We start from the raw sequence: 24534 nt of genomic DNA, 5'->3' as shown, positions 1-24534 counted from the left end.
ACTGGTAAACCTATAAACTAAGGCCATAATAACTTCTTAAAGGTTGCTTTCTTGGTACCTCACCTGTAAAAAATAGGGATATTATCAGAACCTGAAAATTGGCCTTTTCTTTGAGAACGTAGCTATCTAAAAAATTGTCTTAGGACTGTTTTTACTCTGGTTTCTCTATGAAAAAAGTAACTTACTCTCTTCTCCTTACTTGGTTGTTTATTAATTATGGTTTTTCGGCGAATGCGCAAAACGGCATCGAAACCCGATTGGGTTATTCGTACAACGATAAGTACGCGTTTACTGATGAGTGGCAATACCTGTCTACGGATATTTACCTGTTTAACGGCAACAAGTTTACCCGGGTCATCAACGAGCTACGCACCGGGGCAGGCCGAGACAAGAAAAATTACAAGCAGGAATTAGAGTATCTTCTGATTACGGCGCAACTCAAAAATTTAAAATTATTCGGTAACGAAAGCATTGTTTATCCGCTGTATAACTTTTACGTTAAAAACGACAATAAAGAGCTCACTGCCCAGGTGAGCGATAACATTGATGTTATCCGGATTATTGATAAAATGCCGCTTTCGAGTACGGGCAAAAGCATTGATGCTACCATAGAAGCCAAAGCCATTGCCGATAATGCCAGCGAACAGGTTTTTAATATGGTGGCGCTACAACTCCAAAATATCGCTAATCTTACGGCTTCTCCATCCGGAGCTCTTATGTCTTTAGTAGGTGAGTTTGGCAAATTACTGGGCTCGAGTTCCCGGAAAACCGAATATAAATTTAGTTCTACCATTCGGTTGTACGAAGGGCATAATTTTGATACACGGCTGCACTCGGTACGGGTGTACGCTTTAGTGCCGCCCGATGTAAAGAACGTAGTTATTAAATCGGCCAAAGCCAACGAGCTTTTGGCCAACAGCTCCAATGGTTTAGACCGCCGCAAACTGGAAACCGTTTTTGATTACAAAGACTATCCATATTTAGTGGTAGCTAATTATAAATCGTTGTACAAAACGGATGTGCTGAGCGGTAACGAGATAAACACCGAGTTAATTGAAAAGCGCAAGCAGAAAATAAACAACGCCCACGATGCCGGGTTAGTAAACGACGAAACCTTTAAGCAGGAAATGTATTTTATTGAATTTTTGCGCACTTTCGCCGACTTAAAACAAAGTTTAAACGATTACAAACTAAATTATAAAAACAATATCTCGGAAGTTAATTCCAAGAGTTTATTTTCGGTTATTCAGAACTACCGGGCACTTAAAACTGTACAGCGAGTGCGGGAACGCGAGTTTACAAAAAATACTACTTACCAGAATATTTTCCGGCCTGAATACGCTAGTATTGTTAATAGTGCCGAGCTTTATTTAGACGCCGATCATAATTTAAAAAATAGCAAAGATTTGGTGCTAACCTTACTGGAACTCGAAAATGATGGTAAAAATGTGGCGAATGTTCCCAAGCGCGAAGCGTATTTAACCAAACTGCATTCCGTAGACTTACCGGGTAGAGATTTTCTGTCGGCTACCATTGAGGGAGAATCCATCACCCGTATTATTGCCGAATTAGAAAACCAGCAGTACCGCGAAGTATTTGAAAAAGAAACCAATCGCCTGACTGAAGCCGAAGCTTCCGAAGAAACTTTAAACCTGCGCACTAACTTAACCGAAAAAGCTAGTGCCACCAAGTGTTATTTGTGCCGCGATTATGTAAAAACGGCCATAACCAATTACGACACCCGCTACGAAAGCTATCGGTTAAAGCAAGCTTTAGAGCACAACAACGTTTTGCAGGCTACAGCTAATAAAAAATCGCTGGAATATTTAAAAAAGAAATACTGCATTGAAACAAATATTAAAAGTAAATACACCGCCGAAGGTAATTTGCCGCCGCACATTGTGCAATTAACCGAACGTAACAACGAATTAATAAAGCAAGTAGAGCAACTAAATCAACTGCTAAAACAAAAACCCGACGAAAAAAAATTAGATGCGCTCCTGGATTATAATACCCAACTGAACCAGTTTTTGATAAAACTCGATGAAGGCTATTCTACCATTTGCACCGCCGAAAAAGGTTTATGTCCGTGCGAAGGTAGCTAGTAAAAGCGCTTTGGCTTGTGATGTGTCAGCGTTCTGCTTCTACGCAGGATAGTAAAGACTAGCTATAAGATCAACATGCCAATAATCGGGGTGCTATCGGGGGTATTTTTTAAATTTAACCGGGGAACCTGTTTCGCCGGTACTTTACTTACATCCAGCATAAAGGTTAGCTTGGCATCATCCGAGACAGCTACAATTTCGGTTTCGCCGGCACCCAAGTAACTGATTTTATAGTGCTTTTTTACTTCTCCTAAAGTAGACCCAACTCCTAAACCTTCTTTGGTTTTATACGCTGGGTTTTGCACATGTACCCGCCAAACCTGGCAAGTTGGCTCGCAGGTTTCTTCTATCAGTAATCCGGCTTTTTGCTCCCCAGGCGATTGCCGGATTTCGTAGGCTCGGTTGCCGCGGCCTTCGCGGGTAATGGGTATTTCTTTTATAAATTCAGCCGGTACTCTTTTCCGCATAGCGTTTACAGCCATTCCGATTTGAATAGGACCAATCTGGCTTTTTGAAATTTGCCAGCTTGTGCCCGGGTTTTCGCCTTTATTAGGTGCTGGTGTGGGAGCCGGCGACGAAGCAGCGTCCCCTACCGAATCTAAACGGGTTACTGTTCTATCCGCTGGTATTGTTTCCGGCCGAGCAGAATCAGCCGTTGAGGTAGAAGGTTGCGAATTGTTAGTTTCAGTTTTTTTCGGTTGACAACTTAGCAGAACTAGCTGGACTAATGCCAGAAATAAGTATTTTTTCATCAGGATAAATCGTTTACGTGCCGGGTATTCTGCCTTTTAAACTAATTCGGTTGGGGTAAGGTTTTAACAATTTGCCCGGCAGGAAGTACATAAACCAAGGACAACTCTAACGGGCAACTTAGGTATGGCGCGTTTATTTAAAAATTTGTACATACAGTACTACCGGTTTTGCCGTACTTTTGATAACAGATTTACTTTTTGTTTATGGCTTCTAAAAAACCTTTAATTTTAATATCTAACGACGATGGCATTACGGCTCCGGGCATTCGCACTTTGGTAAAAGTAATGAAACGGATTGGGGAAGTAGTGGTAGTAGCACCTAACGGGCCACAATCGGGAATGGGGCACGCCATTACCGTAGGCAATACCTTGCGTTTAGATAAATCAACGGCTTTTACCGATGTAGAAGCTTACGAATGTTCCGGCACGCCTGCCGATTGCGTAAAGCTGGCCAAACACCACGTACTCAAAGATCGCCAACCAGATTTGGTAGTAAGCGGCATTAACCACGGCTCTAATTCCAGTATTAGCGTGTTGTATTCCGGTACCATGTCGGCGGCTATTGAGGCCGCTATTGAGGGCTTACCTGCTATTGGTTTTTCGTTGTGCGATTACGGTCACGAAGCTGATTTTTCGCACACGGAGCCGTATGTGGAGCAAATTGTACGACAGGCTTTAGCCCACGGCGTACCCGTAAATACCGCCTTAAACGTAAATATTCCTAAAAACTCCACCAAGCCCATTGCCGGCATTAAGGTATGCCGGCAGGCCCATGCCCGTTGGCAAGAGGAATTCGATGAGCGAATGGACCCGAACAATCGCCGGTATTTTTGGATGACGGGTAATTTCGTAAACCCCGACAAAGGCGAAGATACCGACGAATGGGCGCTGGCACATAATTATATTTCGGTAGTTCCCTGCCAATACGATTTAACGGCTTACCACACAATAGCCCAGATAAATAACGAGTGGCAACTGGAAGGGGAGCCTATACCAACTGAAAAGGCTCCGGATTAAGGAGCCTTTTCAGTTGGTATTTAGTCGTTTTTTAAAAATTATGTTTTATTGATGTAGACCCAATAGGAATTCCGGTTTTATCTAAGATTTAGGCAGGTCAGGATTTAACCGGAATTTAAATGGTAAAGTATATTCTGCATTTACAGCTTTACCATTTTGTTTACCTGGCACCCACCTGGGCATTTTTTGAATTACCCGCAGGATTTCCGCGTCGGTTTCGGGGCTTAGATGTCCTTCTACTCGGGATTCCAGAATTCGGCCATCTTTTGTTACAATAAATTTTACGGATACCATGCCTTCTAATTTGGCATCGCGGGCAGCTTGGGGATATTGCAGATTCTGGTTGATAAATTCGTACATTCTGTCCAGACCGCCCGGAAACTCGGGCTTCTTTTCGACGACGGTTAACACCGGCTCATCCGGATTATTTTCTACCACGTAAGCTTTATTGCCAAATAAAACGGCATTAATAAGTAATTCCCTACCGGTATATTTTTCTAGATTTTCCGTTAAGCGGCCTTCCTCGTAGCCATTCACGTCTTTTTGAAAAAATAAAGTTAAATTGTAAGTAGCAGCCGTAGGCTGGCCATCTACTTTAGCCGGTTGCCAGGCCGGCATTTGGCGAATTGCTTCATTAATTTCGCGGGCAAAAGCATCGTCGGTGGCCGAAGTTACAGGTGCTACTTGACCTTTTTCGTCAATCTTTATTTCGGTCATGGTAAAAGCGCCTGCTGTGTTATTACCTAAAAAATGGATGTATTTATCAAATCGGATATTTTTACGCAGGTACCGGTACATGAGCCGTCTTCCGCCGGGGAACAATGGAAGCTGAATTTTATTATCGTAAGCCAGCGAAGATACAGCTTGTACCGAACCAGATGTAGAAGCAGTTTGGATAGTAGTTATGGGATTATTAAATGTTATAAGCGGGCTAGTACTTGTATATTGTAAAGGTACATTTTTATCGTATAATACAACGTGTATAGGTCGGCTAGTTACTACGGGTGTATTACTTATATCCCATTCATATTGTTCTTTTTCGGTTATGTTCGGAAGTCTTTCTGCCGGGTTGGAACAATAAAAATTAAAATCAAAAAAATATCTGGAGGCAACGGTTTTTCCATTTATCATGGCTGGTTTCCATTTTTTTGGCATCAATAATAATACGCGCTGAATCTCTTTATCGAAAGCATTGGGCAAACTTGAAGGGAATGCATACGCATTTTCCGGATTATATTTGTATTTGGGAATGTCAACTGTGCCATCGGCATTCACGTTAACTGCCACGAATAAACCATGGGCACTTGAAACGCCTTCGAGACTTTCGGCCGGGTATTTTAAATTTTGGACAAAAAAATGGTACATCGCTTCTTTGCCACCTGGGAAAAGCGGTTCCGAAAATTTCTTTTTTGAAAAATGTTCCTGGGCTATAGCAGGAAACGAGCCGGCTAGGCCTGCTGGATTATTGATTGCTTCGGGCATCGGTAAACTACTAGCCGACAGAAAGAATAAGAGCGTGCTTACAACCGGGAGAGCCAGTAATTGCCTCCACCAATTAGAGCGGCGGTTTTGCTCTAACATTTTCAGGCGAGTTGCTATTAGTGATTTGTTGAAATATTTGCCAAAAGAAAATTCTAAGCGGTGCAACACTTGGTTTACCAGCAATTGCGAGTAAGTTTCCGGGTTGGTGGTACGCAGTACGGCGGCATCGGCGATAAACTCATGCGTGTGGGCCAGGGATTTTTGAAAAAAGTAAAGCAGGGGGTTAAACCAGAAGAAAATTTTAAAAAATTCCAGATACAGAATATCCAGGCTGTGTTTTTGGCGTACATGTACGGCTTCGTGTTCAAAAACGCTTTCAGTGTCCCGTTCACTTAACGGCTGGCTATTATCCCAGTAAATACAATTGCCGAAAGAGAAAGTAGGTTGCCTGCCGTACGTTTTATGAACGGCAATCTGTTGCCAATAGAACCGTTCTGCTTGGGTTTCGCGATTAAACCGGTGTAAAAAGTACAATTGCCTAACTAACCGATTGGCAAAAACAGCTACTCCCGCTCCGTACAGCAACAGCAGCACAATAGTATAATCAAACTTTGACTCTTCTCCCACCGGGTAAGCCGCATCTGGAGTAACAATAAATGGTTTTGGTTGTACCGGCACTGGCGTTATTGGTGCTGTAACGGGAGTTACCTGTTCGGCTATAAAACTAGTAAGTGGTTCGGGTTGGCGCAGAAAAGGTAATTCCAGAAGCGGAATGAAGAAGGCAATTAGCGGAGTAAAGAGCAAGTAAAATCTATTATAGGTAAAACACTTTTCGCGCCTTAATACCAAAACATACAGCAGGTAAAACACCAGCAAACAAGCGCCTGATTCCAGAAGGTAGTGCAACAGCTGACCCATTTTTTTAAATGTTTAAGATTTTACTCGCTCTTTTATTCGCAATCTTTATTAATGATATTTCAAATTTTAACAAATTCACTAGCAGTTACCTTGCAAAGAGGTTTTCCAATAAATTCGATTATTATTCCAGAAAAAGCCGGTTTTTAGGGGTTGAGCTGCTTTTTGGGGTTTCGCTGCGTCTAAAGAAAACTTGATGGGCAAGGTATATTCTACATTCACCGGTTTACCATTTTGCTTGCCGGGTTCCCAGGTCGGCATCATTGAAATAACTCTTTTGGCTTCGGCATCTGTCTCCGGGCTTAAACTTTTCTCAATTTTAATATCTTTAATTTTGCCTGCTTTAGTTACCTGAAACTTAGCTACAACCATGCCTTCCAAATTAGCTTGCACCGCTGCTTTCGGGTATTTAATGTTGGTGCCCAGAAACTGGTACATTTTTTCTAATCCACCAGAAAACTGGGGATTTTGTTCTACCTGAGTAAAGATTGGTTCGTTCGGGTTGTTTTGCGGTGTAAGCTGATTGGATGCTCCAGTAGAGTTTGAAGGGTTTAAAGCAAACCGGATAGGTAAGGTATATTTTACGTTTAACGGTTTGCCATCTTGCTTGCCAGGTTGCCAATTAGGCATAAGTGCAATTACCCGTTTAGTTTCCGCATCTGTTTCTGGACTTAAGCTTTTTACAATTTGCACATCCGTAATCTTTCCTTCTTTCGTAATCACAAATTGGGCAATCACATTTCCTTCCAAATTAGCTTTTTTGGCAGCTTCTGGGTACTTCATGGTGTTACCAATAAAGGCGTACATTTTTTCTAATCCACCCGGGAATACTGGATTTTGTTCTACAAAAGTGAATACTTCATCGTCACGATTAATTTGAGACTCAGCTTGGCTTTGATTTAAGTTTTCGGTCGGTTTTTTTAGGGGAGTTTCGGTATCAGCACAAGAAAGCGCAAAGATTAGAACTCCAAGAATAGGAAGCACGGCTAACTTTTTTAAATTATTAGGACGACGGTCGGTTTGCTGTAACATTTTCATTCGTTTTAAGGTGAGTGATTTATTAAAATAATTACCAAAAGAAAATTTCAGCCGGTGCAGCATTTGCCGGGCTAGTAAGCGGGCGTATGTTTCTGGAGTAGTGGTGCGCAAAACCGCTGCATCCGCAATAAACTCGTGGTTACTGGTTATAGCTTGCTGGTATAAATAAAGTAGCAGGTTAAACCAAAAGATTACTCGGATGCTCTCCAGGTAAAGAATATCCAGGCTGTGTTTTTGTTGAATGTGGACGGCTTCGTGCAACAAAACCCGTTCTGTTTCAGCTTCACTTAAAGCTTGGCTATTATCCAGGTAAATGCAGTTCCAGAAAGAAAAAGTTGGTTGGGCACCATCGGTTTTATGAACGCGTATGTTTTGCCAATAAAAATGGTTGGCTCGCGTTTTCCGGTAAAATAAATGTAATTGGTAAAGTTGCCGTAAAAGCCGGAAGAGAAAGAAAGCCGCTCCTGCGCTGTACAAAAAGAGCAAACCGGTTCGCCAGTTAAATAAGTTGACTTCGGCAGTAGCTTCCGGATTAACCGAAATAGTAATAGGTGCCAGTTGTTGCGTTACAAAAATGGTGAGTGGTTCGGGCTGTTGTAAAAAAGGTAACTCCAACAGCGGAATAATAAACGATAGCAGAGGCGTGAGAAGCAAATAAAACCGGTTGTATTGAAAACTATTTTCCCGTTTTAAAACCAGGCTATACAACAAGTAAAACACGAGCAGGCAAGCGCCTGACTCTACCAGATATAGCAGTATCTTATTCATCTTGCGGGTCGTTTAGATCTTGGCGTACGTGTTTCAGCATTTCTTCTAATTCCCGGATATCCATATTTTTTTCTTTAGCGAAAAACGAAACTAATTTTTCGAAGGAGCCGCCAAAGTAGCCACTCACCAGATTTTTTAAATTATAGCTGCTGTACTGCTCTTTCGACACCAAAGGGTAGTACTCATGCGTTTTTCCGTAAGCAGTATAGCCTACAAAGCCTTTTTTCTCCAGCAGGCGCACAATGGTAGAAACGGTGTTATAAGCCGGCTTAGGCTCCGGTAACTTTTCCAGGAAATCTTTTACAAATCCTTTTTTGGAGTCCCAGATAATCTGCATCACCTGTTCTTCGGCTTTTGTTAATTCTTTCATGCGTTAGTAGTTGCGGGTTGGTTAAAGAGTATTTTTACTAGTAGTCGTTTACTTACCTAAACGTATAACTAAATTTTTAGTTATACAACTAAATTAATAGTTTAATTTATTTTTTTTCAATTTATTTTAGAAGTGGGTTTCATTGATAGGAGTTAAGCCAGAGCCAGGCCAGCATAAAATAATATTCTGGTCGGAAGGTTTAAAAATTAAGTTAAATCTTGTTATTTGAGCCTTAGACTAACGAATCCCCATATATTATGCTGCTCCTGCGTACTTTTTTAATTTTTAGTGCTTTTATAATCTCCAGAAAATGTTTTGCCCAAACTTCTCCCGATTCCTTGTATATCCGCCAAATATTCGACGAAGCTTTAACCAACGGACAGAGTTATAAAAATCTGGATTACCTGAGCAATAAAATCGGCGGTCGGCTGAGCGGGTCCCCCGAAGCGGAAAAGGCCGTGCAATGGTCGAAACAATTAATGGAAAGCTACAAGTTTGATAAAGTTTATCTGCAAGAGGTAATGGTGCCCCACTGGGTACGTGGTGCCAAAGAAAAAGCCAGCATTCAAAGTAGTAAATCAAAAGTAGAGGTGCCTATTTGCGCTTTAGGCGGATCGGTTGGAACCGGCAAAACGGCTTTAACTGCTCCTATAATAGAAGTAAAAACTTTGGATGAATTAAAAGCACTGGGCCGCAGTAAAGTGCAAGGGAAAATTGTGTTCTTTAACCGACCCATGGATCCTCGTCGGGTTTCCACCTTTGAGGCTTACAGTGGCGCCGGAGACCAACGCCGGCAAGGACCTTCGGAAGCAGCTAAACTGGGAGCCGTTGGCGTAGTAGTCCGGTCTTTAAACTTATTTCAGGATGATTTGCCACATACCGGTTCGCTGCGCTACGATGAAACGGTGCCGAAAATTCCGGCAGCGGCGATTAGTACGAACGGTGCCGATAAGCTCAGCCAAATGCTGCAAGCCGATCCAAATTTAAATTTTTCGTATGAAATGCACTGCGAAACGTTACCCGAAGTAAAATCTTACAATGTAATAGGGGAGTTACGGGGTAGCGAAAAGCCCAATGAAATAATCGCGGTAGGTGGCCATTTAGATTCCTGGGATTTAGCCGATGGTGCCCACGACGATGGTACCGGCTGTACGCAGTCCATTGAAGTATTGCGAATATTCAAAAACCTAAACTACCGGCCAAAACGGACCATTAGAGCTGTTATGTTTATGAATGAAGAAAACGGCGTACGGGGCGGACGGAAATACGCGGAGTTAGCCAAAGCCAACCAGGAAAAGCATGTAGCCGCCATAGAGTCAGATGCCGGTGGGTTTACGCCCCGTGGTTTCGGCATTGTGGCCGAGCCGTCTAAAATTAATGCCATTTCGAAATGGAAGCCATTATTATCCCCTTATGGCCTGCACGATATTGGCCTGGGCCACGCCGGCACCGATATTGAGCCTTTAGCAGAGGTAGACAAAAACGCGGCCCTCATTGGCTTTACTCCCGATTCGCAGCGTTATTTTCAATACCACCATGCTTCTAACGATACTTTTGATAAAGTAAACAAACGGGAGCTGGAATTGGGCGGAGCTTCTATGGCCGCTCTGATTTATTTGCTAGATAAGTATGGCTTATAGCTGTAAATGAACGAGCTCTCAATTAGCAAAAATTTAAAAAACAAAAACGGCAGCTTTATCAGGCTGCCGTTTTAATTAAAAATTTAAAAAAGTTATGCTTTAGCTGCTTGTTCTTGTTTATTCAAAACATCGTTTTGGATGTTAATAGAATACTGGTGAATGCTTTGCAGAACCGATTTCATGAATGTTTCATCTAAACCATTTTTACGGGCGTGCTCTAAACGATCCGCGATAATCTGGTCCCAACGTTTTACCTGGTAAATGGTCATGTTGTGGGCTTTTTTGTACTCGCCAATTTTGCGCGATAAACGGGCCCGGCGGGCAAATACCTCTACCATTTCATCGTCCAGTTCATCAATTTGCTTCCGCATCTCATCAAGTAAATGGTGATCTTCTTCGGCTAGTTCTTCGCCTTCTGGCTTCCGGAAACGAATGCTGGCTAACATTTTACCTAGATTTTCCGGAGTTACTTGCTGGGCGGCATCGCTCAAAGCTACCGATGGATCGATATGCGTTTCAATCATTAAACCGTCCATAGCTAAGTCCATGGCTTTTTGCGCAACTGGCAGTAATAATTCACGGTTACCGGCAATGTGACTCGGGTCGCAGATTAACGGAATTTCGGGTAACAAACGTTTGAATTCAATAGCGCTGTTCCATTTTGGTAAATTACGGTAAGGCGCATTATCGAAAGTAGAGAAACCCCGGTGAATAGCTCCAATCTGGCGTAAACCAGCCTGGTTTAACCGCTCAATCGCCCCAATCCATAATTGTAAATCCGGATTAACCGGGTTTTTTACTAATACCGGAATATCGGTGCCGCGCAACGCATCGGCAATTTCCTGTACCGTGAAAGGGTTTACCGTAGTCCGGGCACCAATCCACATGACATCAATACCCGCTTTTAACGATTCGTACACGTGCATGGCGTTAGCCACTTCAGTAGCTACCCGCAGACCGGTTTCCGCTTTTACTTTTTTTAACCATTTCAAGCCGGGTACACCTACACCTTCAAAAGAATTTGGCCGGGTACGGGGCTTCCAGATACCAGCCCGGTAGATATTTACGCCCGGAATTGCTTTAATGCCGTGGGCAGTTGCCATAACTTGTTCTTCCGACTCGGCGCTGCATGGGCCGGCAATAATAAGGGGAGAGCCGTCTGCATTAATTAAAGCAGATTCGGTCAGGACATCGATTTGAGGTTTTGGGCTCATTTTGTAACAGTTAAAAATTGATGAATATTTTGAATTGCTTGATTTATATTTTCTTCAGTAGCGCAAACTGATACGCGTACGTACCGTTCGCCGTTAGATCCAAATATTTTACCGGGTGTTAGAAACACATAGGCTTCGTAGAGAATCGAATTTAAAAAATCTTCCACATCGGCTATGTCGTCGGGTACCCGCGCCCAGACAAACATGCCCGTCGCTTCGGTAGCGTATTTACAACCGAGTAAATCCAGTAACTGGTAAATTAACTCCCGGCGGCGGCGATAAACCGCGTTTCGTTCGGCGTGCCAGCTTTCCGGATTTTTTAAAGCCGCAATGGCCGCTTGTTGTACTGGTAAAAACATGCCGGAGTCTAAATTACTTTTTACCGCGATAATGGCATCAATATAATCCTTCTGCCCCAGTACCATGCCAACCCGCCAACCGGCCATATTAAACGATTTGCTTAAGGAGTTAAGTTCCAGGCAACAATCCAGGGCGCCCGGCACATGCAATATACTTACCGGCGGTTTGGTATTAAGCACCAAACTATAAGGATTATCGTGCACAATTAAGATGTTGTGGGTCCGGGCAAAATCAGTAATTTTTAAAAAATCAGCTTCGCTGGCTAAAGCGCCGGTAGGCATGTTCGGGTAGTTTAGCCACATCAGCTTTACCCCGCTCAAATCTTGTTGGCTTAAAACATCTAAATTGGGTAACCAGTTATTTTCGGCGGTTAAATCAAAATAAACGGGTTCGGCACCTACTAACTTTGTTACTGCGGCATAAGCCGGGTAACCCGGATTCGGGACTAACACTTTGTCGCCCGGATTTAAAAAAGCTAACGAAATATGGAATACCCCTTCTTTAGAGCCTAATAAAGGTAGCACTTCCGTTTCCGGGTTTAACGTTACGTCGTAAGTTTGTGCATACCAATCGGCCATGGCCACCCGTAATGCTGGTATAGACCGGTAAGGTTGGTACCCGTGACTCGTTGGCAGTTCTGCGGAAGCATTAAGCGCTTGCACGGTATTTTTCGACGCGGGTAAGTCCGGATCACCAATGCCCAGATTAATTATTTTTTTGCCTTGCGCCATTAAAGCTCGTACTTCGGCCAGCTTGCGAGCGAAGTAATATTCCTGAACTTGGTTCAGCCGGTCTGCTTTGGCAATGATCATCTTTTTCCTCTTTGGTAAATGCCTAATATTTTCATTTCCACAATCAAAGGCGTAACTAAACCTATGGCTTCTTCAAAAGTACTATAATCTTCCCATTCCAGATCCAGTAAAATAGCAAATTCTGTTGGCCGGCTCAGGATAGGAATGGACTGAATCAAAGATAAATTAATGGCTACATCCCGGAAAACATCTAATATTTTAGCTAATTCGCCGGCGCGGTGGTGCAGCGTGAAAATAACGGAAGCCTTGTTTGCCTGGCTTTTGTCGGCAAGCGGCTTCCGCGATATTATCATAAAACGGGTGTAATTTTCTTTGTAATTCTCAACGCGTTCTTCTACAATTTCCAGTTCGTAGCGCTGCGCGGCCATGCGGCTGGCAATAGCACCAACCCCAACCAAATTATTTTCCCGGATCTCCCGGGCGCTTTCCGCCGTATCCGCCGATTCTAACGCTTGAATGTGCGGATTTTCTTCCAGGAAATTAGTGCACTGCAATAAGGCCATCGGGTGCGAACGCACCAGTTTTATATCTGCTAAAGATTGACCCGGTAAGGCTAATAAATTTTGCTCAATAGGAAGATACGCTTCGCCGATAATGGAAACCGGATAGTCTTGCAAGAGCGAGTAATTATTTAAAATACTGCCCGCTAAGGCATTTTCTATGGCCATTACTCCGTAATCGGATTCGCGGTTTTTTACCGCGGCGCAAACCCGCTGAAAAGTCATGCAAGGTACAATCTCAATGGATTGCCCGGCAAAGTACTGCTGGGCCACTACATCGTGAAAAGAAGCTGGGCCACCCTGAATGGCTATTTTAATAGTGTTATTCATCATGTAAAAAAAAAGCCCCGATCTTCGGGGCTTTGGAGTTTTATATCTTGTTATTTCAAACGCAATACTATTCTCTTAAGACCCCGGAGAGGTACTAAAAAAGTAATAGTAAAAAAAGAAAGCGTTTGTTATTCGTTTCATTATCATCAACTTGGTGCCCCAATATTAAAGAACGAATTTTTAAGAAGCAAAATTTTTTAAAAAATTATTAATATTTTATTCCATAAAACTCATTCTGGTGTTTAAGTGCTCATCAAATAATCTTAAGCAAGTATTAGCTATTCATTAAACATCTTGTTTCAATTCTCTTTATTCTAGTTCTCTTTTTACAAATACATTTTAGCCTTTTAGCTTCTAGTTTTAGCCTTTTAGCTTCAAGAACGATGTACCAAGATTATCTAGATAAATTGTTGTTTAACAAAGGTTATTATTGTATTATTTTGTTTGCAATATATAAAACAGAATTATTAAGCGATCTAATAAAATTGCTATTTTGTAGTAGAGCGATCTGGTGATATATTTGTTTAAAGATTGTTAAAGCATTCTTGCGTGGAACGCATTTATATTTTAAAACAACAAGCACAGCTAGATTAATTAGTAAAATTTTAGGTTTTAAAATCGAAATAACATGATGAAAAATTTACGTTTTCTACTTATGCATCTTTCCTTTACTGCAACATTTAATCGTTTGTTCCTTTAATATTACTGGGTAATGTTTCAGAAGCTTGATTATAAATTATTGAAGGGGATAATATTGTTAGCGTTGATGCTTTTTGCTGCAACGAGTTGTATACGTACACCAGTAGCAACAAAGAATTATAATCCGGCAAACGACACCTTTTACCAAGCGTTGGAAAGCCTGCAAGGCGCAAGAGTAATAGGCCAACCCTTATACCCCGAAACAAAGTCCACGCTTTTTGCTGGACAGCTAGTGTCTTTAGAAGTTATTAATTGTACAAAGAGCGAGATGCGAATTCCGATTTACATTGGTGAAAAAGTATATCGCACTTTAATTCTGGAGCGGACTCCTGCCGGTTTTTTTCTAAAACACGAAAACAAACAAGAAGACGGTCAAGCCAACAGGATAAATTTGTACGGTGGCCATACTAAAGGTAATGGAACAGCTTACATGCAGTTCTTCCCTGCTGACACTTATACAAAAAATTTAATGAACTTGTCTACTCCATGCGTTTGGACTTTAGCATTTAGCAGTGATCATTCTACTTTTAGCTATCTCGTAGAAAATAACGGAAAACTGGAACTTCAAATCGATTTTAACCTTAATAATTACTTGGCTGCTACGGCTGGAAAATGGGAGCAACGTAGTAAAAGATGAAAAAATAATATATAAATAGTTAACAAACAAGCAGTTGATAATGTACTATCAACTGCTTGTTTGTTAATTGATATAAGCACTAACTCTGTTATACTGGAGCAATAGATGATTCTATTAACTGTATATAAGGCCTGGATTTTAATAATTGCTTAAGTACTCGCTCTTTTAGAGGTTGATTTTTACTCAACTGTAATCTGGTACTTTATTTAAGTTGGAAAAGCACAATAGTTGAATATACCTAAGAGAGCTTAGTAGTTTGTAACTAATCCAGTAAAATTCCTGATTAAAATAGTAGTTATTTGTTTATGCTCAAATTAAGTAGGCAATCTTATAATTTCAATCAGCTATAATGGTTAAGGCTATAAACGAAAATTTAAAATTAATAAAGTTATATTGTGCTAAATTTAAGATTACCATTTTTTTTCAATAGTAATTGAATTATGTATAAGTATATGTTGCTTTTATTGTTATTAAATGCAAAAATGTTGTTTAAAATTTAACAATAAATATAATTTTTCTAATAAGGGTATTGTTTTTAGAATTTAACTGTTTACTTTTAAATACCGAATAATTATAAATTATATTTTGTGCGGCAAGAAGTTGCTTTTAGTTAGTTTTGATGAAGTCGTGAAAAACTTAATGATAAATAATAATTTTTTAAATTTTTACGTGAATTGTGTTTTAATAATACAGCATGATTAATTTTTACCACGTTATCAAAAGTAGCCAAGAATTTAAAAGGCTACTTATTGTATTCTCTATAATCTTGCTAGTGTTTTCTATACTGGTTTATAGTATTTATTATAATCTGGGCTGGAAAAATGAACATGCTCAGAGAGTGATACATTCTCAGGAAAGAATATACCAGATAGAAAGAGTTGTTTCTTTGGCAAAAGATTATGAAACGGGCGCCCGTGGATTTGTAATTACAAACAATGCCGCTTACAAAGAGCCTTTTAAAATGGCTGAGGATAGTTTAGAAAAAGTTTTTTCTCACTTGAAAGAGCTGGTTCGATTTGATTCTGTTCAGGAAAATTATCGAAAGCTTTTATTGCAACATCTTAACAAAAAAATCGCCTTATCTCGTTTAACTATAAAAGTTCGACAGGAAAAAGGTTTAGATGCCGCTTTGCGCTTGGTTGCCACTAATAAGGGTAAAATCCAAATGGATAAAATCCGGGAAATAGTGAATGCTATGCACGCACATGAGCTTTCTGTTCTGAAAAAACAAAAGAAAGAAAGTGAAGAAATTGCTTTTCAGATTAATCTAATTCTTCTGTTAGGTCTTGCTCTTTTTGTTTTATTATTAATCTATGTCCTTAAAAGAGGCTGGACCAACCTTGCTGACAAGAAAATTGCCCGCGAACAACTGCAGCAGAGCCAGGATCGCTTTATGGCTTTAATTGAAAATAGCAGTGAAGCGATTGTATTACGGGATGAACATTTGAATATTGTTTACTGGAGTTCAACGGCTGAAAGAATTTTTGGCTTTACTAAGGAAGAGGCAGCACAACCAGGGTTTACTCTTTTAAGCTATCCGGCGAAAGGCTTAGAACAGGTAACTCAATATAATCAGGAAGTGTTAAGCTCTCCTGGCCAACCAATTCAGAAGTTAATCCAACTTCAGCATAAAAGTGGTCATTTGGTTTGGGTAGAAAGTAATACCACTAATTTGCTTCAACAGCCAAGTATCCGAGCCATTGTTTCTCATTTCGGGGATGTAACTGAGCGAGTAAAGGATGCTCTGGCAGTGCAAAAAGCAAATAGTTTATTGGAGAAGGCTATCTCGAACGAGCAACGGCGGTTTAATAATTTGTTTATGCAGGCTCCGGTTAGTATTTGCGTTTTCAAAGGTGCTGACCATCGGTATGTATTAACTAATCTGTTATTCGATCGTCTGATTGGTGGGCGGCAAGTGCTTGGCAAGACCGTAGCAGAAGCATTCCCGGATTTAGCTCACCAAGCCTTTCAGGAAAAGTTAGATCTAGTCTATAAAACTGGTGAAAGCTATCGTGAAACAGAGCAAGTTTTACAACTAGGCCGCGATAGTAATGGCCAGCTTAATACTATTTACCTGGACATGCTTTTTCAACCGTATTGTAACAGCGATGGCATTGTAGAAGAGATCTACTTTTTTGGTGTAGATGTAAGTGAGCAGGTATTGACAAGGAAAAGAATAGAAGAAAGTGAATGGAATTTTCGCCAACTAATTCAGGATTTACCTGCAGCGGTTTATACCTGCGATGTAAATGGCTGCATTAAGCTTTTTAACAAAGCGGCAGTAGAATTATGGGGCAGAGAGCCTGATGTGGATCAGGAGTTCTGGTGCGGCTCCCATAACTTGTACAATGCTAACGGGCAAATTCTGGCTCGTGAAAACTGTCCAATGGCTTTAGCCCTTAGCAATAAAGTTGCCGCAGACAATCTGGAGATTATTATGGAGTGCCCTGATGGTAGCCGACGCCACATTATGCCACATACTGTTCTGAGTCATGATGTTACTGGCCAGGTAACTGGAGGTATTAATATTTTAATAGATATAACCGAAAGTAAAATAACTTCGGAGCAGATCCGGCAGAGTGAAGCCGCATTAACAGAAGCGCAGCGAATAGCTAAAATCGGCTCTTGGAACCTGGATGTGGATACTAGAAAGTTATCCTGTTCGGAGCAACTCTATCGAATATTTGATATAGATGCAGCGTATTTCCAGGCGCCATCTGCTTCTTTCCTTGATTTTGTGGATGAAGCTGACCGAGGTCTTATTGAGCAGACGATTAAAGAGGCATTAACTAACGGAGAACCTTTTGATGTGGAGTGTCGCATTACTACGCTTAAAGGAGAACACCGGAATTTACACTTACTTGGTAATAGTCAAACAGATGCGAATGGATTAATAATCCGGTTGTACGGTACTTCTCAGGATATTACGGAAAGAAAGCACGCTGAGATGCGGTTGCAAGAATCAGAGAAAAATATAAAGTCTATTCTAACAAGTTCTCAGGAAGCTATTTACCTGTTGGATGTAAACTGCCGGTTAGTATTGCTGAATGAGCAATGCAGGAGTGTAATAAAGCAAGGCTATGGAGTAGACTGTAAAATTGGGGATAATTTTCCGGCCTTGTTTGAATCAGAGCTTCAAGATAAACTGCTCTCCGTATATCAAAAAGTATTAGCCGGAGAAAAATGGGAGGATGAGCGGTCTTTATCTTTAAAAGAAGATGTTTACCATTCAACTTATTTTCCGGTAAGGGATAATGAAGGAAATATTACCGGTCTTTGCTGTTCAGCTAAAGATATTACAGAAAGAAGAAAGATTGAAAAGGCAATGGATATTGCTAATGCGGAGAAAGAAGAATTTCAATATCGCTTTAAGGCTATTCTTGATTATTCTCCACAATCTATTCTTATTAAAGATATTGAAGGTAAATACATTTTCGCCAATAAAGCTTTTTTAACACTGTTCAATCTAGATCAAGAAAATGAAAGAGGTAATCAATTAAAAGCTATTTCCGATGATCAGGCGGCTCTGGCGGAGTTTTCAATAAACGAAAACGAGGGTCCGCCGGCTATAAAATCTATGGAATGGAACCAACAAATAGTGCTGTCGGATGGCCAAGTTCTGGAAATGGAGATTGTTAAATTTCCGTTATATGATCGGCATAAACGCTTATTTGGTATTTGCACCCTTGCTAAAGATATTACCGAACAGGTAAAACACCAGCAGCAATTAATTCAAGCCCGGGAAAACGCGGAACATGCTGAGCGCTTACAAGAGCAATTCTTGGCTAACATGAGCCATGAGTTACGTACCCCTATGAACGGTATCATCGGGATGGCAAATTTATTGTTGGTATCCTCTTCGCTGCAACCCGACCAAAAAGGCCGCCTGCAAATTATTAAACAATCTTCTAATACGCTGCTTAGCTTAATTAATAATATTCTAGACCTATCTAAATTAAAGGCTGGTATTCTCACTTTGGAAGAGTTAGCCTTTGATTTTAACGAGTCCATTGCTGGTACAATCCCGTTTTTTAAAGAAAGAGCCCAGGAAAAAGGGCTACGGTTAGTGGCTTCTGCTGATCATTTTATTCCGGAACTGCTAGTTGGAGATCCCCACCGTCTGAATCAGATTCTTAGTAATTTGCTAAGCAATGCTATCAAGTTTACGGAGAAAGGTTTTGTACGACTGGAAGCTTCGCTCCAAAGTAAAACACCAGATCAGGTAGTAATTGAGTTTGTAGTTACTGATTCCGGAGTAGGTATTGATGCTAACAGTCTGCATTATATTTTTGACAACTTTGCCCAAGGTTCCACTGACATTGCTAGTAAATACGGCGGTACTGGACTGGGATTAGCTATTACCAGAAGGCTCATTGAAATGCAAGGCGGAACCATTTCAGTAGAGAGTACAAAAGGCAAAGGGACCAGTTTTTCCTTCTGCCTTCCTTATGCTATTGCCAAAGATTCGGATGCAGTAGTAAACCTCTATCGCCGCAATGAGCCGAGCCCGCTTAAAAAGAGCTATAATGGCAAACGCGCCTTAATAGTAGAAGATAATGATATTAATCAGGCCGTATTAGCTTCTAGCCTAAAGCAGTTTCACATAGATTTACTTATTGCCCAGCACGGCGGAGAGGCCATCCAGATTTTAGAATCCGGAGAGCAGTTTGATATCATCTTTATGGATTTGCGCATGCCCGTTATGAATGGGTTTGAGGCTATTACTTATATTCGGCAGAAGCTCCAATTAGAAATACCGATTGTGGTGCTAACAGCTAGTGTGTTGCGCAATGAAAAGGAACGATGCTTAGAGATCGGAGCCTCCGACTATATGGCCAAACCTTTTGATATGGTGGATCTGGCTCGAGCGTTAGAGCAATTCTTGTCAATTTCGCAGCAGCAAACACCAAAGCATTATCAGGTAGAAACGAATGGTCCGGCAATTGCAGTTAGCTCTACTACCGTAATCTCGCCCAGTACTGCTACAGTAATGGTTTCAGGATTTGATATCAGCCGCTTATTAGAACTGGAAGATCCGGAATACATCAGAATGGTTTTTGATCTCTTCGTTGAGAAGATGCCTTCTTATTTGCAAGAACTTAAAAGCATATTGCCTTCTGGAAATTGTAAGGATTTCTTAGAAAAAGCACATAAGGCTAAAGGCAGTCTAGCCTCCGTTTACATGGAGGAAATGTACGAGTTAATTGTTGAGATGGAGAAGAAGGTTCATGGGCAACAAAATATGGATGGGATAGAGCCTTTACTGGATAGGTGCCTTTCCCTTTACCCTAAATTATTACCAGCGATTCAGCAAGAAGTAGAAAAACAACTTATTACCATTTTAGCCAATATATAAATTAATCTTATGAAAATTTTAGTCGCAGAAGACGAATCAATCACATTAGCTACCATGCAGTTCCGGCTTAAGAAAGACGGTCATGAAGTTCTTATTGCTAATAATGGCCAAGAAGCCTTGACTTTGTTACAAAAACATAGCCCTGATCTAGTTATCACTGATATTATGATGCCTTTTGCCTCGGGGTTGGAGGTTTTAAGTTTTGTTAAAAAACAGGAAAAGCCTGTTCCGGTAATTGTTTTGTCGGCAATGGGTCAGGAAAATGTGGTAGTAGAGGCTTTTACCTTAGGCGCTGATGATTACATCACTAAACCATTTAGTCCAAATGAATTAGCCTTGCGGGTCCGTCGTTTTGCATTATCAACTATTTAATTCTTTAAAGAACAGGTACATTACTTTTACTAAAGTTTAAAACTTTCCAGGTGGCATTATCAACCTTTACCCTGTTGCTTCTTAATTCCGTAACTCTTATTAGTCCAACCATATTTTATGTGGCTGTTGGCATATTTACCGGTGTTATCTTAATTCTTATTATTTGTATGGTGGGCATTTTGATTCAAAAAAATAGAATAGCTATCCGGCGGAAAAATATCCAAGCTCAAATGAAGGACTGGCTTGTTGGTATTATTCTCGAAGAACCAGATGAGACTCATCAGAGTTTTCTGGTTCCAGAAAGTATTCAAATATTACTAAAGCAAGATCTGGCAAAGGAAGAATTATTGCATGAGTTAAAGCTGCTGAAGAAAGGGGTCAGCGGTCAGCCTGAGAAAAATATAGAGATGTTATACCGTCAATTAGGTTTAAATAAGATTTCTGTAGCTCGCTTACGCAATCGTCAATGGAACACAATAGCGAAAGGTATTCAGGACCTAGCTATTATGAATCAATTAGATACGGAGCAGGAAATTTTTTCTTTCATTAATCACCAGCATCCGATAGTACGCATGGAGGCCCAGATTGCTTTGGTGTTCCTGCACCAATATCAAGGGCTCAGTTTCTTTGAAAATCTGCTTTATCCATTAACGGAGTGGCACCAAATCAAATTATTAGAGTTATTAGCAAACCACCCTATCCATTCAGAAGAAGATGTTTGCCGTTGGTTGCAATCACCTAACGCGAGTGTGGTACAATTTGCCTTGAAGCTGATAGGGGCACAACATGCTGGTAATTTTTTAAACGAAGTAATTGCATGTTTGAGCCGGCCGGAAGAAATAATTCGCCGGCAAGCCATTGCCTGCTTGGGCGAAATACCATCAACCTTGGCTGCAACTACTTTGCTGCAGCTTTTTGCTCAAGAAACTAACAAAAATTTGCAAATGGCAATTCTATCCGAAATCGTAAAAACTGGAACAGATAATGAGTTAACCTTTTTTCAACAATTACAAGAGACTACAGATCCAGACATCCGGCTATTAGCCAATAAGGCCCTTTTACAATTGTTGAATTAGCTTGAGCATTTTTGGGGCAAAAATTTAAAAATAGATCAAGATAAATGGCGCTTTTGTACAATTTGTTTGAGTATGGGATTTTGGTATATGCTATAGCTTTACTTTGTTGCTACATTGCTTTAGGCATATTTGCTATTGCGGAGGCTCTTACTTATTTTCGAAAAAGCCGATTAACCGATTATACCCTGCTGGCTTCATCGCCTTATGCTCCCTCGGTAAGTATACTAGCTCCTGCTTACAACGAAGGTGCTAACATTGTTGAAAATGTTCGTTCTCTTCTAAATATTTATTACAATCAATTAGAGTTAATTATTATTAACGATGGTAGTAAAGATGATTCCATGCAAAAGCTTATTGCCGCTTATCAACTGGAACAAGCTACTGTTTCTTATAACGAACAACTGCCGAGTAAGCAAGTAAATGCTATTTATAAAAGCACTAATAGTACGCACAACAACTTAGTAGTATATAACGAGCAACTACCAACCAAGCGCGTAAGGGCCGTTTATAAAAGTACTAATCCCGTATATGGCAAATTAGTAGTTATTGATAAGGAAAACGGGGGTAAAGCTGATGCACTGAATGCAGGTATCAATCTGGCGAGCCACCAATATTTGGTTTGTATTGATGTAGATTGTATTCTGGAGCAAGATGCTTTGTTAAAGCTTTTAAAGCCTTTTATGGAAGAATCCGATAAAAAGGTGATTGCTGCTGGCGGAGTAGTACGTATTGCCAATTCTTGTGTATTTGAGAATGGTAAGTTAGTAGAGGTAAACTTACCTAAACAATTATTACCTCGATTCCAGGCTTTGGAATACATTCGCGCCTTTTTGCTGGGACGGATGGCCTGGAGTCGCCTTAACGGTTTGTTGCTGATTTCCGGTGCTTTTGGCGCTTTCGACCGCAAAATAGCGATTGAAGCCGGAGGTTATAATCCTAAAACAGTTGGGGAAGATATGGAGTTGGTAGTCCGGATGCGCCGTTATATGGCTGATCGGCAAATACCCTATAAAGTAGCCTTTGTTCCGGATCCTTTATGCTGGACAGAGGCCCCAGCTTCTTATAAGATATTAGGTCGCCAGCGCAACCGTTGGATGCGGGGGACTATTGAAACTTTAAGAATACATCAAAAACTTTTTTTAAATCCCCGTTACGGCATCTTAGGTCTTTTAAGTTATCCGTATTGGTTCTTTTTTGAATTATTAGCTCCGGTAATTGAATTTGGAGGCATGGTTTTTTTTATTGCTTTAGCAATAATGGGATTGATTAACTGGCCTTACTTTTTAGCCTTAACAGCCTTTATTCTCATTTTTGGTTGGCTGTTTTCTGTTTTTGCCATTCTGATGGAGGTGGCTACCTTTAATCAATATAAGAAAAGAGGAGAAGTAGGTAAACTAATTTTTACCGCTTTGCTGGAGCCGTTTCTTTTCCATCCTTTTGTGGTCTGGTCATCTATCCGGGGAATTATGGATTTAGTGCGTAAAGATACGAGCTGGGGGGAAATGACGCGGCAAGGATTTCAAGGAGCAGCGGCAAATGCTGAAGTGCAACCTCGTACAACTTATAACGGCTGGACTATCCTGACGGATTATATTTCCCTATCTGCCTGTTTGCTTTTATTTTGGTTAGGGTTAAGAGGTTTAGATTTTCTTCAAACTGGCTTAATTCATTCCTTTCCAGAGAGTCCGGCAGTTGTTTTTAGTGTAGCGATTTTAAATGATTTGTCTTTTTTTCTGGTATTTAGTCTGCTGTTGGCGCCCATCTATTGTTTATCTGCCCTGATAAGTACCCGATTAGCCCGCATTACTACCATCGCCATAATGGCTTTAACTACTTTGATTTCATTTGGGTTAATGCATTATTTTCAGACAGCTTTGGTGCCTTTGGGAGCCGATATTCAAAGCTACTCCTGGCAGGATTTGCAACAAACGGTGGGAGCGTCTGGAGAAGTAAATATAAAAAATGGTATAGCCTTAATTGGAATTGGCTTTGCTTTTTTTGCTACTTTTTATTGGTTCAGCCCGGTGCTACGGCACACAGCCCGGTGGATTTATTTAGCCGTAATGTTAATTATCATTTGTTGGTTAGGGGCAGGTCTGGTATTTAGCAATAAGCCGTGGATTAACCAAGAGTATGCCCAAAACCTTTCTCAAAATAAACTGGCTTATTTTGTAACTACTAACTACGATTATCTTTTTCCGGCTGCAACTGAAAGCTCGGAAACTGCTAGTAATCCGGATAATGAAATAAAGTACGTTCAGGAAAAGCAATACCCGTTTTTGCGTGTTAACGGAACCCCAGATGTATTATCTCCATTTTTTAAATCAACTACTACTCCTCCCCATGTTGTAATAATTATGGTAGAAGGTCTGGGCCGGGCTTTTACCCAGGAAAATGCTTATTTAGGTAGTTTTACGCCATTCCTGGATTCTTTATCTCACCATAGCCTATACTGGGAAAATTTTTTAAGTAATGGTGGTCGCACTTTTGCGGTACTACCCTCTTTATTGGGATCGCTGCCATTTGGGAAAGGCGGATTTAACGAGATGCAACCTATGCCGGAACACCTTTCTTTATTCAGCATATTAAAGGCAAATGGATATAATACTTCGTTTTATTACGGAGGCAACGCTGATTTTGACAATATGTCCGGATTTTTAAAGGCTCAAAAAGTTGATAATCTATATGATATTAAATCATTCCCCAAAAATTATCCTAAGTTACCATCTGAAAATGGCTTTACCTGGGGGTACGGTGATAAAGAATTATATCAATATAATGTAACTAATAACCGTTTTCTAAACCAAGCTGGTAAACCAACCTTACAGGTATTATTAACAGTAGCTTCTCATAGTCCATTTCAGGTAAATAATCAGGCGCATTATTTACAATTATTTAAAAAACGGTTGCAAAGCCTTGGTTTATCTGAAACGCAAAAGCAGGAAAGACAAGCTTATGCGCCTCAGTTTGCTTCTATTATGTATGCTGATGATGCCTTACGTTCATTTATAAAGAATAGTAGTTCTTTGCCAGGTTTTGAAAACACTATCTTTTAATTACCGGCGATCATCGGGTACCCGAAATACCGTTA

15 protein-coding genes are annotated in these 24534 nt (G+C 40.6%); 8 read left to right on the top strand and 7 right to left on the bottom strand.

All coding sequences use genetic code 11. The features are described 5' to 3' along the window. Window positions 1-167 precede the first annotated feature (167 nt). Window positions 168-2105 carry a hypothetical protein gene (locus AHMF7616_RS18140; protein ID WP_115374175.1) on the top strand — a complete coding sequence of 646 codons (1938 nt, stop codon included), beginning with the start codon at window positions 168-170 and terminating at the stop codon, window positions 2103-2105. Between the two features lie 62 nt (window positions 2106-2167). On the opposite strand, the gene AHMF7616_RS18135 is transcribed toward AHMF7616_RS18140, so the two are convergent. After that, window positions 2168-2857: a hypothetical protein gene (locus AHMF7616_RS18135; RefSeq protein ID WP_115374174.1), complete on the bottom strand. Its 690-nt coding sequence runs from the start codon at window positions 2855-2857 to the stop codon at window positions 2168-2170. 204 nt (window positions 2858-3061) lie between these two features. On the opposite strand from AHMF7616_RS18135, the gene surE reads away from it, so the two are divergent. Beyond that, window positions 3062-3874: a 5'/3'-nucleotidase SurE gene (gene surE, locus AHMF7616_RS18130; protein WP_115374173.1), complete on the top strand. Its 813-nt coding sequence runs from the start codon at window positions 3062-3064 to the stop codon at window positions 3872-3874. Between the two features lie 81 nt (window positions 3875-3955). On the opposite strand, the gene AHMF7616_RS18125 is transcribed toward surE, so the two are convergent. The 3 genes from AHMF7616_RS18125 to AHMF7616_RS18115 all read right to left on the bottom strand — a co-directional run bounded on the left by AHMF7616_RS18125 (window position 3956) and on the right by AHMF7616_RS18115 (window position 8447). Beyond that, entirely contained in the window at window positions 3956-6274 is a 2319-nt protein-coding gene (locus AHMF7616_RS18125; RefSeq protein WP_115374172.1) for a M56 family metallopeptidase, read from the bottom strand. A gap of 78 nt (window positions 6275-6352) precedes the next feature. Further along, window positions 6353-8077 (bottom strand): M56 family metallopeptidase, encoded by a 1725-nt coding sequence (locus AHMF7616_RS18120; RefSeq protein WP_115374171.1) that lies wholly within the window; start codon window positions 8075-8077, stop codon window positions 6353-6355. Continuing rightward, window positions 8070-8447, bottom strand: a complete 378-nt coding sequence (locus AHMF7616_RS18115; RefSeq protein WP_115374170.1) for a BlaI/MecI/CopY family transcriptional regulator — start codon at window positions 8445-8447, stop codon at window positions 8070-8072. The genes AHMF7616_RS18120 and AHMF7616_RS18115 overlap by 8 nt, the downstream gene beginning before the upstream one ends. A 257-nt stretch (window positions 8448-8704) precedes the next feature. On the opposite strand from AHMF7616_RS18115, the gene AHMF7616_RS18110 reads away from it, so the two are divergent. Beyond that, window positions 8705-10087, top strand: coding sequence for a M20/M25/M40 family metallo-hydrolase (locus tag AHMF7616_RS18110; RefSeq protein WP_115374169.1), 1383 nt, complete (start codon window positions 8705-8707; stop codon window positions 10085-10087). Between the two features lie 92 nt (window positions 10088-10179). Here AHMF7616_RS18110 and AHMF7616_RS18105 read toward each other — a convergent pair whose 3' ends face one another. From AHMF7616_RS18105 to AHMF7616_RS18095, 3 genes are read right to left on the bottom strand one after another with little or no spacing between them, the layout of a single operon-like run. Next, window positions 10180-11301, bottom strand: coding sequence for a chorismate mutase (locus AHMF7616_RS18105; RefSeq protein ID WP_115374168.1), 1122 nt, complete (start codon window positions 11299-11301; stop codon window positions 10180-10182). After that, on the bottom strand, window positions 11298-12473 hold the full coding sequence (locus AHMF7616_RS18100) for a pyridoxal phosphate-dependent aminotransferase (protein ID WP_199474273.1): 1176 nt from the start codon (window positions 12471-12473) through the stop codon (window positions 11298-11300). Before AHMF7616_RS18100 ends, AHMF7616_RS18105 begins: the two co-directional genes overlap by 4 nt. Beyond that, window positions 12470-13306 carry a prephenate dehydratase gene (locus AHMF7616_RS18095; RefSeq protein ID WP_115374167.1) on the bottom strand — a complete coding sequence of 279 codons (837 nt, stop codon included), beginning with the start codon at window positions 13304-13306 and terminating at the stop codon, window positions 12470-12472. Before AHMF7616_RS18095 ends, AHMF7616_RS18100 begins: the two co-directional genes overlap by 4 nt. Window positions 13307-14015: 709 nt before the next feature. On the opposite strand from AHMF7616_RS18095, the gene AHMF7616_RS18090 reads away from it, so the two are divergent. From AHMF7616_RS18090 to AHMF7616_RS18070, 5 genes are all read left to right on the top strand, one after another. Beyond that, entirely contained in the window at window positions 14016-14639 is a 624-nt protein-coding gene (locus tag AHMF7616_RS18090; protein ID WP_115374166.1) for a hypothetical protein, read from the top strand. Between the two features lie 694 nt (window positions 14640-15333). After that, complete coding sequence (locus AHMF7616_RS18085; protein WP_115374165.1) at window positions 15334-19995, top strand: PAS domain S-box protein; 4662 nt, start codon at window positions 15334-15336, stop codon at window positions 19993-19995. A gap of 9 nt (window positions 19996-20004) precedes the next feature. After that, window positions 20005-20367, top strand: coding sequence for a response regulator transcription factor (locus AHMF7616_RS18080; protein ID WP_115374164.1), 363 nt, complete (start codon window positions 20005-20007; stop codon window positions 20365-20367). A gap of 50 nt (window positions 20368-20417) precedes the next feature. Continuing rightward, the gene (locus AHMF7616_RS18075; protein ID WP_115374163.1) at window positions 20418-21443 is read left to right on the top strand and encodes a HEAT repeat domain-containing protein; all 1026 of its coding nucleotides are present in this window, start codon (window positions 20418-20420) and stop codon (window positions 21441-21443) included. A gap of 44 nt (window positions 21444-21487) precedes the next feature. Beyond that, window positions 21488-24499, top strand: coding sequence for a sulfatase-like hydrolase/transferase (locus AHMF7616_RS18070; RefSeq protein ID WP_115374162.1), 3012 nt, complete (start codon window positions 21488-21490; stop codon window positions 24497-24499). The last annotated feature ends 35 nt before the right edge of the window (window positions 24500-24534 follow it).

The organism is Adhaeribacter pallidiroseus (assembly GCF_003340495.1).
GTDB lineage: Bacteria > Bacteroidota > Bacteroidia > Cytophagales > Hymenobacteraceae > Adhaeribacter > Adhaeribacter pallidiroseus.
Note: the sequence above shows the minus strand (reverse complement) of the source record. Positions and strands in the feature narration are given on the sequence as shown.

Bases quoted from the DNA above. Each gene is read 5' to 3' on its own strand.
- AHMF7616_RS18080 (WP_115374164.1), top strand. From the start codon at position 20,005: ATGAAAATTTTAGTCGCAGAAGACGAATCAATCACATTAGCTACCATG.
- AHMF7616_RS18105 (WP_115374168.1), bottom strand. From the start codon at position 11,301: ATGAGCCCAAAACCTCAAATCGATGTCCTGACCGAATCTGCTTTAATT.
- AHMF7616_RS18120 (WP_115374171.1), bottom strand. From the start codon at position 8,077: ATGAATAAGATACTGCTATATCTGGTAGAGTCAGGCGCTTGCCTGCTC.
- AHMF7616_RS18135 (WP_115374174.1), bottom strand. From the start codon at position 2,857: ATGAAAAAATACTTATTTCTGGCATTAGTCCAGCTAGTTCTGCTAAGT.
- surE (WP_115374173.1), top strand. From the start codon at position 3,062: ATGGCTTCTAAAAAACCTTTAATTTTAATATCTAACGACGATGGCATT.
- AHMF7616_RS18100 (WP_199474273.1), bottom strand. From the start codon at position 12,473: ATGATCATTGCCAAAGCAGACCGGCTGAACCAAGTTCAGGAATATTAC.
- AHMF7616_RS18110 (WP_115374169.1), top strand. From the start codon at position 8,705: ATGCTGCTCCTGCGTACTTTTTTAATTTTTAGTGCTTTTATAATCTCC.
- AHMF7616_RS18125 (WP_115374172.1), bottom strand. From the start codon at position 6,274: ATGGGTCAGCTGTTGCACTACCTTCTGGAATCAGGCGCTTGTTTGCTG.
- AHMF7616_RS18085 (WP_115374165.1), top strand. From the start codon at position 15,334: ATGATTAATTTTTACCACGTTATCAAAAGTAGCCAAGAATTTAAAAGG.
- AHMF7616_RS18115 (WP_115374170.1), bottom strand. From the start codon at position 8,447: ATGAAAGAATTAACAAAAGCCGAAGAACAGGTGATGCAGATTATCTGG.
- AHMF7616_RS18140 (WP_115374175.1), top strand. From the start codon at position 168: ATGAAAAAAGTAACTTACTCTCTTCTCCTTACTTGGTTGTTTATTAAT.
- AHMF7616_RS18095 (WP_115374167.1), bottom strand. From the start codon at position 13,306: ATGATGAATAACACTATTAAAATAGCCATTCAGGGTGGCCCAGCTTCT.
- AHMF7616_RS18090 (WP_115374166.1), top strand. From the start codon at position 14,016: ATGTTTCAGAAGCTTGATTATAAATTATTGAAGGGGATAATATTGTTA.
- AHMF7616_RS18070 (WP_115374162.1), top strand. From the start codon at position 21,488: ATGGCGCTTTTGTACAATTTGTTTGAGTATGGGATTTTGGTATATGCT.